General features: G+C 64.1%; 12 protein-coding genes. 5 read left to right on the top strand and 7 right to left on the bottom strand.

Going from position 1 to position 12,435, the window contains the following annotated elements:
• Window positions 1–17 precede the first annotated feature (17 nt).
• The 7 genes from ABNX08_RS31495 to ABNX08_RS31465 form a co-directional block, all read right to left on the bottom strand.
• Window positions 18–1,235 (bottom strand): acyl-CoA dehydrogenase family protein, encoded by a 1,218-nt coding sequence (locus tag ABNX08_RS31495; RefSeq protein ID WP_022539717.1) that lies wholly within the window; start codon window positions 1,233–1,235, stop codon window positions 18–20.
• Window positions 1,236–1,706: 471 nt separating this feature from the next.
• A complete protein-coding gene (locus ABNX08_RS31490; protein WP_022539716.1) occupies window positions 1,707–2,942 on the bottom strand; it encodes a porin in 1,236 nt (411 codons plus the stop codon).
• Window positions 2,943–3,092: 150 nt separating this feature from the next.
• The gene (locus ABNX08_RS31485) at window positions 3,093–3,662 is read right to left on the bottom strand and encodes an alpha/beta hydrolase (protein ID WP_041681866.1); all 570 of its coding nucleotides are present in this window, start codon (window positions 3,660–3,662) and stop codon (window positions 3,093–3,095) included.
• A gap of 116 nt (window positions 3,663–3,778) precedes the next feature.
• On the bottom strand, window positions 3,779–4,621 hold the full coding sequence (locus ABNX08_RS31480; protein ID WP_041681865.1) for a TauD/TfdA family dioxygenase: 843 nt from the start codon (window positions 4,619–4,621) through the stop codon (window positions 3,779–3,781).
• A gap of 173 nt (window positions 4,622–4,794) precedes the next feature.
• Window positions 4,795–4,929, bottom strand: a complete 135-nt coding sequence (locus ABNX08_RS31475) for a zinc-binding dehydrogenase (RefSeq protein ID WP_374063733.1) — start codon at window positions 4,927–4,929, stop codon at window positions 4,795–4,797.
• 119 nt (window positions 4,930–5,048) lie between these two features.
• Entirely contained in the window at window positions 5,049–6,050 is a 1,002-nt protein-coding gene (locus ABNX08_RS31470) for an AraC family transcriptional regulator (RefSeq protein ID WP_022539713.1), read from the bottom strand.
• Between the two features lie 226 nt (window positions 6,051–6,276).
• On the bottom strand, window positions 6,277–7,335 hold the full coding sequence (locus tag ABNX08_RS31465; protein WP_022539712.1) for a 3-keto-5-aminohexanoate cleavage protein: 1,059 nt from the start codon (window positions 7,333–7,335) through the stop codon (window positions 6,277–6,279).
• Between the two features lie 344 nt (window positions 7,336–7,679).
• Between ABNX08_RS31465 and ABNX08_RS31460 the strand changes: the two genes are divergently transcribed.
• The 5 genes from ABNX08_RS31460 (at window position 7,680) to ABNX08_RS31440 (ending at window position 12,387) form a co-directional block, all read left to right on the top strand.
• Window positions 7,680–8,672, top strand: coding sequence for a tripartite tricarboxylate transporter substrate binding protein (locus ABNX08_RS31460; protein WP_022539711.1), 993 nt, complete (start codon window positions 7,680–7,682; stop codon window positions 8,670–8,672).
• Between the two features lie 16 nt (window positions 8,673–8,688).
• Window positions 8,689–9,624 (top strand): 3-keto-5-aminohexanoate cleavage protein, encoded by a 936-nt coding sequence (locus ABNX08_RS31455; protein ID WP_022539710.1) that lies wholly within the window; start codon window positions 8,689–8,691, stop codon window positions 9,622–9,624.
• Window positions 9,625–9,701: 77 nt separating this feature from the next.
• Window positions 9,702–10,766, top strand: coding sequence for an AraC family transcriptional regulator (locus ABNX08_RS31450; RefSeq protein ID WP_022539709.1), 1,065 nt, complete (start codon window positions 9,702–9,704; stop codon window positions 10,764–10,766).
• 19 nt (window positions 10,767–10,785) lie between these two features.
• The gene (locus ABNX08_RS31445; RefSeq protein WP_041681864.1) at window positions 10,786–11,532 is read left to right on the top strand and encodes a glucose 1-dehydrogenase; all 747 of its coding nucleotides are present in this window, start codon (window positions 10,786–10,788) and stop codon (window positions 11,530–11,532) included.
• 177 nt (window positions 11,533–11,709) lie between these two features.
• Window positions 11,710–12,387 (top strand): esterase, encoded by a 678-nt coding sequence (locus ABNX08_RS31440; protein WP_041681863.1) that lies wholly within the window; start codon window positions 11,710–11,712, stop codon window positions 12,385–12,387.
• The last annotated feature ends 48 nt before the right edge of the window (window positions 12,388–12,435 follow it).

The following is a 12,435-nucleotide window of genomic DNA, read 5'->3' as shown; positions in this document are numbered from 1 at the left end:
GTCTCCGGGCCGCTTCCTCAGAACACGCGGCCTTCGGTGAGGTGCGTGGTGTCGCCGTTGAGGTGGTACGCGCCCACCACCCGCGCCTTGTGCAGCAGCGGGTTGTGGCTGAAGATCGTGCGCAGGTTGCGCCAGTGACGGTCGAAGTTGTGCCGCCGTGCAGTCGCCGAAGCGCCGCCGGCTTCGAACAAGCGCTCCGCCACGTGCAGCGCCAGCTTGCTGACCACGAGCTGGGTCTGGGCCGTTGCCAGGGCGCCTTCCAGCACCAGCGCTCCGGCGTCGTCCGTCTGCGCCAGCAGCGCATCGGCCGAACGGTCCAGCACGCGCGCGTTCTCGCGCACCAGCGCGTCGATGGCATGGCTGTGCGCGGCCAGGTCGCCGATCACCTGCTGGATGAAATGGTCCTCGCGCGCGGTCGGCGCCGGGCTGTGCAGCACCGGGCGGCCATGGTCGAGCACATAGTGCCGGGCATCGGCCCAGGCATTGCGCACGATACCCGCAGCCACCGCGACGAGGTGCAGCTGGCGCAGCGCGCCGCAATGGCGTCCGGCCAGCGTGCTGTTGGCGCGCGGCGCCACTTCATCGGCGAACACCTGCACGTCATCGAACAACAGGCTGCCGCTGGCCGTCATCCGTTGCCCCATGCCGTCCCAGTCGTCGACCACGCTGAAGCCGGGGCGGTTGGTCGGGATGATGATGAAGACGTCGGCGCCGTCGGCGTCGCGCACGTTGATGCGTGCGTAGTCGGCAAAGGCGGTGCCGGTGGCGTAGTACTTCTTGCCGCTCAGGCGATAGTGGTCGCCGTCTCGGCGCAGCGCGGTGGTGATTTCTCCCGGGCGCGAAGTGCCGCGCTCGGTGGAGGCGCCGCCGAAGGTCGCGCCCTCGACGATGCGCTGTACCTGCAGGTCGTTGAACGCCGAGCGCGGCGCCAGGCGCAGCAATTCGGTCTGGTCGAAGTGGATGCGCAGCGCGTGCGCGACATTCGATTCGTCGGCCGCGATGGTGGCGATGACCTCGAACAGGTCGACCAGCGATCCGCCCAGCCCGCCCCATTCCACTGGCAGCCTAAGCAGCCCGAGTCCGGACTTGCGGAACAGCGCGAAGCCCTCATAGGGCAGCACGCGCCGCGCCTCGCGCGCGGCGGCGTCGACGCCGATGTCCTGCGCCAGCGCCGGCACCTGTTCCAGCGCGGCGCGCAGCGCATGCCGGGCATCGAAGTCCAACGGTGCGTTCATGAGTGAGTCCCTCCCTGACGGATGCGTAGGGGCTCAGGATAGGGAACGGGGGCCGGCGGGGGAACGAAGGAAAGGCCATATCGATATGCGCAGAGACTTGCGCGGCGATACGATGCAGAGCCAGACCGAAACGGCGACTGAGGCCTCGGAGCGTGGCAGGGCGCGGTTCGTGGCGCGTTGTCGAGAGACCAGGCTGTCAGCCTGGTACGCATGCCATGGTGCCGGATGCGTGGGTCCGGATCTGGAATGAATCAGCGCCTGCTTCAAATCAAAAAGAGGATCCACAAGCCTATGCCCGTGGATCCTCTGAAGCCGGGAATGACGTGGAAAGTGTCGCTTAGCGGATGGTCGGCATTCAGGCGGAGACAACCTCTGCTAATGAAGTGCAACGCCAGGTCAGTAGCATGAGCGGTGGGCTAGACCGAGCACGGCTGACTCAGCGAAATACGCGTCTTGCAGACCGGCTGCACATCAGAACTTGTGCCGAACGCCAATCGCGGCACCCAGCATGGTGCTCTCGCCCCTGCCCAGGGAATAGCTGTTGCCAAGAGCGAGGCTGCTGGCATAGCCATTCGCCGCCGAGTCGAGCGTCAGGCCAGCGTTCTTGGAAAACGCCGTGGTCAGGTAGACGTCAGTGCGCTTCGAGAAGCCGTAGGTGGCAATGAATGCAACCTGCCAGGGATTGGCAACGGACGTACTGCCGAACAGGTTCCTGACGTTGTCGTAGTTGTACTCGACCGTGAGTTCCAGCGCGGGTATGACCTTGTAGCTGGCGCCGATCCAGTAGAAGTCATCCCGTTTTATCAGGACATCTCTCTGATCCTTGTTCATGTTCCAGCGGTAGCCGGCCATGATCTTGGCGGTGGTGCCGAACGTGTAGCTGGCCGCCACGGCAGCACTCTTGAAGGTGCCGGTGCCGGTGCCAATGGTCGGATTCAGCTGATCGTAGCCAGCGGCCACGCCGAACGCCCCGCCGTTGTAGCTCAGCCCTGCGCCGTAGGCGGAGTCCCGACGGAACTGCCCGGGTACCTCGCCACTTCCACCCAATGCAACGCCCCCGGGTGTTGTTTGCGGCAAGGCCAGTCCGGTGCCGAAGGACCAGTGCGCCGAGGCGCTCAGCGGACCAAAGACACCCTTGTACTTCGCGGTGTTGTCTTCGCGGAAGTTCGGGCCGAGCAGCACTGCCGACGGCTCATACAGCGTTCCGTAGGCAGCCGGAACGAAGTTTGCCATTACATCGAACAGCGACGTGTACTGGCGACCAAAGGTGATCTGCCCGTAGCGATCGCTCTGCAGGCCAACATACGCATTACGGCCGAAGATGCGGCCACCTTGCTGCAGCGTGCCGGTATCCAGGTTAAAGCCCGATTCCAGCACGAAGATCGCCTTGGTGCCGCTGCCCAGGTCCTCCACGCCGCGCAGACCCCAGCGGGAACCTGCCAGGCCGCCGGAGTCCATGCGGTAAACCCTGTTGCCCGGCCCCGGATTGAATCCATTGGCGGCGGTCGGTACCACGCCGACATGATTGACATACTCGATGGCCATGTCAGCCACCCCATAGAGGGTGACGCTCGATTGTGCCGAGGCCACGCCGGCGAAAGTGCCCAGTGCGGCCAGGGTGATGAGCGAGCCTGTCCATCGAGCCCGTCCGTCTGACTTCAGCGCTTCCCCTTGCCTGACCCAACGCTTGTTCTTGTCCTTCCTCATCTGCAACCTTGCCTCCCTTGTCTGTGTTCTTGGTTGATTCGCAATGACCTGGCTGCCGGCTTACTGCCCGCAGGCCGGGCCTTGCCTTGCCGTTGCCGCCATGGAACGGTCCCACGGGCTTCACCTGACAGCTGAAGCCCTTGCTGCTGCTTACAACTCCTGAATCAGTTCCTCCGCCATCGGCCACGTGCCATATCCATCGGCTGGCGAAAGATGGCCGACGTGGCCGGCGTCGACGAAGCGGCTGTCCCAGTCCTGCGCAAGCTCGCGGATGCGCTCGAACTTGCCGATCGGGTCATTGCGGCTGGCGACGACGATGCTGGGAAACGGCAGGCGCTCGCGCGGCACCGGTGTCCAGCCATTCCTCGCCAGCGTCTGCGGGTCGGAGTAGCCGGCGGGCAAGGGCGTCTCGTAATCAGGAGGTGCGGCCAGCAGCGCCCCCTTGATTTCGCGGCTGGCTTGTTGCGCCCAGTGCACGGTGATCAGAACGCCGACGCTGTGGGCCACCAGGATGACCGGGCCTTCGATGCCGCTCACGACGCGATCCAGGTTGGCCACCCGCGCACTGCGCAGCCTTTGGTCCTGGTCGATCTGGGGCACGATGTGTACGGCTCTGCCTTGCTTCTGCAAATGCTCGGCCAGCAGCGTTTGCCAGTGATCGGGCATGTGATCGCGCAGGCCCGGGACGATCACAACCGTCGGCAGCTTGTTGGAGGTCATGGAGTTCGAGTTCATAGTTAGGCGTGGACGTTCCCGCGCGACGGCGGGATGCGTGGCGTGGCCAGCGTCTCGTGGTAATGCGGTCGCGCCTATGCAGTGCCGGGCGCGTACCATCCTCAGAAGGGGCGATCGCCCTTGATCGTGGCGCGTTCCATCCTGCGCGGCGCCGGCCAGTAGTCGCTCACGGCGTAGTGCTGTGTCGCCACGTTGTCCCAGATCGCTACGCTGTTCGGCTTCCAGCGGAAGCGCACCTGGTACTCCGGAATCGCAGCCTGGCTGATCAGGTAGTTCAGCAGCAGGCTTGCGCCCGGGGTCTTGTCCTGGCCGACGCGCACGTTCTCCGGCGTGTGGTAGTTGATGAAGTGCGTCGAGAACGGTCCCACGTACAGGATCTTTTCTCCTGTCTCCGGGTGCGTCCTGACCACCGGGTGGTCCACCAGGGGGTTCTTCCGCACCAGTTCCTCACGCTCCTCCGTGGTCATGATCGCGCCGAACGAATGCTCGATCCCATGCTTGGCACGCAGACCCGCAATCTTCTGCTTGATCTCTTCCGGCAGGTTCTTGTAGGCCTCGACCATGTTCACCCAGATGGTGTCGCCACCCACGTCCGGGCACGAAATGCAGCGCAGCACCGCGCCCTTGGGCGGGCTCGCGCGCCACGACGCATCGGTGTGGTAGGTATTCTCGAAATGATCCCGCTTGTCGCTCTTGTAGATCTCGATCAGGCCCGGGTACCCCGGTACCGTATTGTTGACAGGGTGGTCTTCCAGCTCACCGAAGCGCCTGGCGAATGCAACATGGTCGGCGCGCGTGATGTCCTGGTCGCGGAAGAACAGCACCCGGTGTTTCAACAGCAGTGCCTTGATCTCCGCAAACAGCGTATCGTCCCGCGCCACGTCGGCGAGATTCACGCCCGACAGTTCGGCTCCAATCGAGCATGTGAGGGGATTGACTTGCATAACGACTCTTCCTTTGGCGTGTGAGATTGACAGGCCCACCGGCCGGTAGCAGATAGCCTGGCTTCGATTGTCGGCACTCGCGTCACCGCGCGCTTGACCCATCGCGCCACAATTTGGCGAGTCGCGCCAGGACCACGGAAAGTGGCAACGCTGCCGCTGAGCGAGCCCGGAACTTAATCGGCAACGAGCACGATCTTGCCCATGTGCTGGCTGCTCGCGATGTACGCGTAGGCGTCGGCGATCGCATCCATCGGGAAGGTGCGGTCGATCGGGAGGCGAAGCTTGCCTTCGCGGAAGAATGGAAGCAGATCGCGTGCGCACGCCTGGATGCAATCGAGGCGTTCCTGCCAGGCGCTGATGTCGGGCCGAGGGTATCGATGCGGACCCGGTCGTCAGGCGGTCCACGGTACTGGCATGGCTAGCCTGCTCACATAAGCAGTTCGCCGCGCCAGCGCGTCGGTGACTTGCCGAATTGCGCGCTGAACCAGCGAGAGAAGGTGCTTACCTCGGAGAACCCGACCAGCATCGCGACCTGGGACACGGGATATCTGTGGTCCCCAAGGTAGCGGTTGGCCAGGCCGCGTCGGACCTCATTCACCACGGAGGAGAACTCTTCGCCTTCCTGCTCAAGCCGTCGTTGCAGCGTGCGGGCGCTCATCCCGAGCTTCTCGCCCACCTGGTCGATGCCGCTTCGGCCGCGCGGCAACAGCATGTGGACCGCGCGACGGACGTTGGACGCCATGGAAGCCTGTCTGCCGCGCGAATTCTGGTCAAGGAACTCCTTGGCGTAGCGGGACAGGTTCACGTCGCCCAGCGGATTGGGTCGATCAAGGTCCTGCTGGTCCAATATGATGCCGTTAAAGTCGCATCCAAAGTCGACTCTTGTGCCGAACAGCCGATGGTGGATATGAAGGCTTGCGGGCGCGGCATGCGAGAAATGCACGCTGCGCGGCTTCCACCGTCCCCCCAGCATCGATTTCATCAGGCACAGCAGCGCGCCGACCGAAAGCTCGACACGCTGCCTTCCCGGCTCGGACCTCTCCGTAATCAACTGCTGATGGACGATGGCGATATCGTCGGCTTCCTCGACGTGGAGGGAAAGGGACTCGCTCAGCAGGTGACGATAGGTCTCCACCTGCCCCAGTGCATGGCGCAGCGTCGGCTGGTGCTGCAGCAGCAGGCTGATGGGGCCGAAGTCAGACAGCCGCCACGCTTCCGCCATCAGCAGGCCCACCGAAGCGCAGCTGGAGGCCTGCTCGGTGGAATCCAGCACCTCGGCCAGCCACGCTTCCGGGACATGCAGGTCCGGCGAACATATACAGGACTGGTCGGCCCCGACGTGGTGGATCATGCGCTCCGGGTCGACACCCAGCGTGCGGGCAATCTCGGAGAACTTGACCAGGAGGGCGCTGCGAATCAGGATGCTCATGGGATCTCAGGCGAATCGTCGCCGGTCGGTGACGCGGCGTTGCTGACAGTGAAGGTATTTTCAGCCCCAGGCTGTGTCAAGATTCCTATATAGAAGTTGGAGTAAACACCTATCGCGAGGTGCGGCCGGAGGCGCCCGCTCGCCGGCTCCCGTGCACTGCACACATGCGCCACCGTCCGGCCGCTCTCCCGGCAAGCCGACAACGTCAGTTGTCGCTGATCCGCGCTCAGAACGTCTTGCGCAGGAAGCCCTGGTTGCCCCCGTTGCGATTGGGGGCGAAGCCGTTCGCCTGCAGGGATTCCTCCACCGTGTCATAGAACACGCCGATCTTCGAGATCTCGCGCGCCTGTTTCGCGGTGGCGATCTCGCGGCCGAACTCGCGCGAGATCCGCACCAGCTGCTCGATCTGCTTCACCGTGCTCATCTTCTCGGTGCGGGACTGGTTCCACAGGCAGTCCTCAGTGCCGCAGCGCACGTGCAGGCCCGCGGCAATGCCCATCATGTTGACCGGCAGTACGTTGCGCACGTTGCTTTCCACCGTGACCACGGCGCCATCGGGCACAGCTCGAATGAAGTTTGCGAGGCTGTAGACACTGGGCGTATCCATGCCGCCGGCGATGGCCACCCAGTTCATGACCAGCGGGCCCTTGTAGAAGCCGCGGCGCATCAGACGCTCCACCGACTCAAAGCTGTTGAGGTTGTAGCACTGGAATGCACTCTGGATGCCCTTGGCAGTCAGGCGGCGGACATGCTCCTCCACCCAACCCGGCTGCGCGGGCACCGTCATTTCCTTGTAGGCGTCGAAGATCGCGGGGTTTGCGCGCGAGGTGCCCCTGAAATCCGCATCTTCGGCCTGATCGGTGACGTTCATCTGCGAGGTGTTGACGGTCACCGTGACCTGGTCCGGCGTGGGTTCGAGATCGGCCAGCATGTGGCGGGTATCGTCAGACAGCCACTTGGCGGCCTGGCCTTCGTTCTCGGGGGCGAAGGAGATCGAACCGCCGACCTGGATGATCATCTCGGGCACCGCCTTGCGCACGCCGGCAACCAGTTCATTGAACTTGGACAGGCGCTTGCTGCCCCGGCCATCGAGTTCGCGCACATGCAGGTGCAGCACCGTGGCACCGGCGTTGTAGCAGTCCACCGCCTTCTGGATCTGGTCTTCCATCGTGACCGGGATGTCCTCGGGAAAGTCGCCAGGCAACCAGCCGGGCGCATAGGGTGCGGCCGTGATGATCAGGGGTTGCTGGTTTTCGGGGAAGAGGTGGCCGTCGAGAAAATTCATGTTTGTTCTCCAGGGGGATAGGTTGCGGTCGGTTCAGCAGGAGGCATCCGGCTTCGATCCGTTCCCCCGAGTATCCCGGGCACCCGCAATTCCCCGCTTGCTTATCGGGGACATTCATTTGCTTATTTGGGACAGAGAAGAAAACGAGAAGTGGCGACGTCCGCAAGCGGCGCTCTAGACATGCCTGCTATCCCGGGTGCTGCAGGATTTCGCTTGCCGCCGGCAGGCCGGGCCCTTGGCGCGATTTGCAAAGACTCTGTCGTGCAATGCAAAGCGCCTGGCGGAGCGACCCCACAGAATCTGTGTTCAGTCGCCACCCAGTTGGCACCACGAAAGGAATTTCGATGAAACGCGCCCCCTCGATTGCGCGCCAGGCCCTGGCGCTCACGATTGCCCTTGTTCCACTGCTGTCGGCCGCGCCCGCGGCGAATGCCGCCGAGTGGCCGACCAAGCCCGTGCGGATCATCGTTGGCGCCCCGCCGGGTGGAACGGCAGATATCCTGGCGCGCCTGTTTGCGCATGAGCTGCAACGCCCGCTCGGACAGCCTGTGATCGTGGAGAACAAGGCCGGCGCAGCGGGAACGATCGGCGTTCATGGCCTGCTGTCGGCGCCGCGGGACGGCTACACCTTCCTGTTGATTCAAAAGGGCATTGCCGCGGAAGTGCCCCACACCATGCAGGTGTCCTACGACCCGTTCAAGGAAATCGTTCCGATTGCACAGCTTACCCGGCAGGGCCTCGTACTTGTCGGCAATCCCGGCCTGCCCGCGAAAAGCCTCGGCGAACTGATCACCTATGTCAAGGCGAACCCGGGCAAGGTCGACTATGCGAATTTCGGTCCCGGCATGCGTAGCCAGACCATCGCTGTGCAATTCAATCGCCTTGCCGGACTGACGGCGGGGAACGTGAGCTACAAGGGGTCGCCGCCTGCGTTACAGGACGTCATGGGCGGGCACGTTCCGCTCATGTTCGACGGCCCGGCAACTTCGCTTCCGTTCATCAAGTCGGGGAAGCTACGGGCCTTTGCCATTGCCTACCCCAAGCGGGTCCCCGCGCTCCCTGATGTGCCGACCTTCGCCGAACTGGGATTCCCCGACCTCAAGGAAGTCAGCTGGATGGGGCTCTGGTCAGCGCAAGGCGTACCGCCAGCTGTGGTGTCGAAGATGCGCGACGCCGCGCTCAAGGCGACGCAATCGCCGGAAGTCCGGAAAAAGGTCGAGGAACTGGGCATGGAGGTCGGTTCGGCGGCTACCAGCGAAGAGCTTTCCGCGGACGTGCGTGAATCCCACGAACGCCAGGGCAAGCTATTGCGCTCGATCAACTTCAAGGCTGAATGAAGCGGAGACACCAGTCATGGCAGCACCCCAAAGCAAGGTCATCGTGACCTGCGCCGTGACCGGCGGAATTCACACGCCGACCATGTCGCCTTACCTCCCGATTACGGGGGATGAGATCGCCCGGGAGGCGATCGCGGCCGCCGAAGCCGGCGCCTCGATCGTCCATCTGCATGCGCGCAAGCCCGAGAACGGCCAGCCGTCGCAGGACCCGGCGCTGTTCCGGGCCTTTCTTCCGACCATTGCCGAGCGTTCGGATGTGGTGATCAATCTCACCACCGGCGGCGCGCCAAACATGCTGGTGGAAGAGCGGCTGCAGCCCGCGTTGCAGCTCAAGCCGGAAGTGGCTTCGCTGAATATGGGTTCGATGAACTTCGGCCTGTATCCGATGCTTGGCCGGCACAAGGAATTCAAGTACGACTGGGAGCGGCCTTACCTGGAAGGTTCGGAAGACCGGGTGTTCCGCAATACCTTCAAGGAGATCCGCTACATCCTTGAATCCTGCGCAGACCATGGCACCCGGTTCGAAATCGAGTGCTATGACACCAGCCACCTCTACACGGCGGCGCATTTCATCGACCGCGGCATCCTCAAGCCACCGTTTTTCATTCAGTCGGTCTTTGGCCTGCTGGGCGGAATCGGCTCTCACCCCGACGACGTCATGCATATGCGCAGGACGGCGGAGCGGCTGTTCGGCAAGGACTACTACTGGTCCGTGCTGGGCGCCGGCCGCAGCCAGTTTCCGCTTGCCACCATGGCAGCGTCGATGGGCGGAAATGTCCGGGTGGGGCTCGAGGATTCCCTCTGGGATGGGCCGGGCCGGCTCGCAACGAGCAACGGCGGGCAAGTGCAGCGCATTGTTTCGATCCTGAGATCGCTGAACCTGGAAGTGGCGACGCCCGATGAAACGCGCGACATGCTGCAACTGAAAGGAAAGCATGCGGTCGCGTTCTGACCCGCTGTGCGCAACCGCGCACCGTTCCTCGCATTCGCGGCCGGTCGTCATGGGGCTCCGAGGCAGTCGCGAAAGCTATGCAATACGTCGGCAAACTTATCCGTAGCGCCAGCCTGAACGGCTACATCGAACTGGTGGAGTCGCTCGGGCGCGATCCCCATGCCTTCCTGCGAGGCGTGGGACTTTCAGCGCGCTTGCTGGAAAACCCCGAAACGCCCATCCCCAGCCACGCCGTGCGCGAACTGCTCGAAGTCACCGCGCGCGCTACCGGCGTGGAGGACCTTGCCCTGCGGCTGGCGGCGCGGCGCAGCTTCTCCAACCTGGGGCCCATCAGCCTGGTGCTGAAGGAAGAACCTACCCCACGGCAGGCGCTCGATACCTTGTGCCGCTACCTGAAACTGCTTAGCGCCACCCTGATGACTCGCATCGAGGACGCCGGGCCGGCCGTGATCATCCGCGATGAGCTTCTGCCCAGTCCCGGCGTGGCCATGCGGCAGGCAACGGAACTGGCGGTCGGCGTGAAGTTCCGCATCCTGCGCGAGCTGATCGGTCCCCAGTGGCGGCCGCTTCAGATTTGCTTCACGCACCGCCCGCCCGTCGACGCGTCGGCGCACCGCGCCTTCTTCGGACGCAGCCCGACGTTCAACCAGCCATTCAACGGCCTGGTCTGCGCGGCGGCGGACCTGCAAATTGCGCGCACGCCCGACAATCCCGGCGCCGCGCGCTTCGCGAGGGACTACCTGGAGGCGGCGCTGCGGCACCGCGAAGAAGGCGTGCGCGAATCATGCCGGGAACTGATCCTGGCCTTGCTACCGGGTGGGCGCTGCACGACCCAGCAGGTGGCGCATCTCCTGCGCGTCGATCGCCGCACGCTGCACCGTTACCTCAGCGCCGAAGGGCTGACATTCTCAGCCCTCCTCAACCAGGTGCGCTCGGAGCTGGCGATGCGCCACCTGCAAGAGAGCGACCTACCGATCGGGGAGGTCGCGGGGCTGCTGGGCTTTTCGGCGCAGAGCAGTTTCTGCCATTGGTTCCACGCCGCGTTTGGTTGCAGTGTCACGGACTGGCGCAAGCGGGGAGCCGGGGACTCATCCTTGACGGATCCCAGGCTGAATCAATCCGATCCATTAGTTCTGTTTTGAGACAAAAGAGGAATACATGATGACTCGCCCCGTCGTTCTGGTTACCGGAGCTACCTCCGGGATTGGCCGCGCAACCGCGCTCGCATTCGGTCGCGAGGGCGCTCAGCTGGTTTGCTCCGGCCGCAATGTCTCTGCCGGCGCCGCGCTTGTTGCCGAACTCCGCGACATGGGCGCCGAGGCCGAGTTTGTCGCGGCCGACGTCAGCAACGAGGAGCAAGTCCGCGAACTCGTCGACCGCACCGTTTCGCGCTTTGGACGGCTCGATGTTGCAGTGAACAGTGCAGGAACGGAAGGAACGGGCGGGTCGATTGTCGACCAGACTGTCGAATCCTATTCGGCGACCTTCGACGCCAATGTCCTGGGGACGTTCCTCAGCATGAAGCACGAGTTGCGCGTGATGCTGGCGCAGGAGCAGGGCGTTGTCGTGAACCTTTCCTCCACGATGGGAAGCCGCGGCAATGCGCAGAATCCGATGTATGTCGCGAGCAAGCACGCGATCGAGGGCCTGACCAAGGCTGCTGCCCTGGAGGCAAGCAGGTCCAACGTACGCGTGAATGCCGTGGCGCCTGGCCCCATCGACACAGGCATGCTGGAGCGCATTGCGGGAGGCGCCGAGCGGATCGCGGCAGTTGCCGCGACCATCCCGGCCGGTCGCATCGGCACCGCGGAAGAGGTCGCCGATGCCATTGTCTTCCTGGCGTCAGATCGGTCCAGGTATATCTCGGGTCAGATTCTTGGCGTCAACGGCGGCAAGACCGCCATGTAGTCCCCCACCTGCGCGCTATCCAACGGTCAGGGCCGGCCCCAGGGAACTGGCCCCCCGTTCACGAGCTGCCTACGTGTTACGCAATCGGCGCCTGAGAGGGTCTATGGCGACATGATGTGGCTGTGGCGTGGTTTTGTATGTAATATACAGAATATCACAAAGCCACCGACACCAGCCATGCTCGATCCCTCGCTGTTTGGTCGCCTGTCCTTTACCCCTGCCGAACCGCGCCACGCGCCGCTGCCGCCCGGGCGCCACCACCTGGGCGTGGCCGGCGCGCGCGATGCCGTGCTGTTCGTCCCGGATAGCCTCGACCCCGCCACGCCGGTGCCGCTGCTGGTGATGTTCCATGGCGCCGGCGGCTTCCCGGAAAAGGTCCTGCCCCACCTGGAGTCGCATGCGCAGCGCCACGGCTTCCTGGTGCTGGCACCGCATTCAATGTTTCCGACCTGGGACATCGTGATCGGCGGCAACGGCCCCGACCTGGAGCGGCTGCACCAGGCGCTGACGGCGGTGACCTCGCGCTACCGGATCGATCCGCAACGGCTGGGCTTTGCCGGCTTCTCCGACGGCGCGAGCTACGCGCTCTCGCTTGGCATCACCAACGGCGATATCGCCAGCCATGTGATGGCGTTCTCCGGCGGCTTCATGTCGGTGTTCATGCAGGAGGGCGCGCCCCGGGTGTTCGTGGCGCACGGCCTGGACGACGAGCAGCTGCCAATCGCGACCAGCGGCCGTGCCAATGCGGCCAGGCTGAAGGCCGCCGGCTACGACGTGCGCTACGTCGAGTTCGATGGCCTGCACGTCATCCATCCGCCGGTCGTCGACCAGGCGATCGAATTCTTCCTGCAGTGACACGCCGGACCCCGGCGTGCGCGGGCAAGCCAATCAACCGGAGTGTGG

It is taken from the genome of Cupriavidus sp. DF5525, from assembly GCF_040149425.2.
Taxonomy (GTDB): Bacteria; Pseudomonadota; Gammaproteobacteria; order Burkholderiales; family Burkholderiaceae; genus Cupriavidus; species Cupriavidus pickettii_A.
Note: the sequence above shows the minus strand (reverse complement) of the source record. Positions and strands in the feature narration are given on the sequence as shown.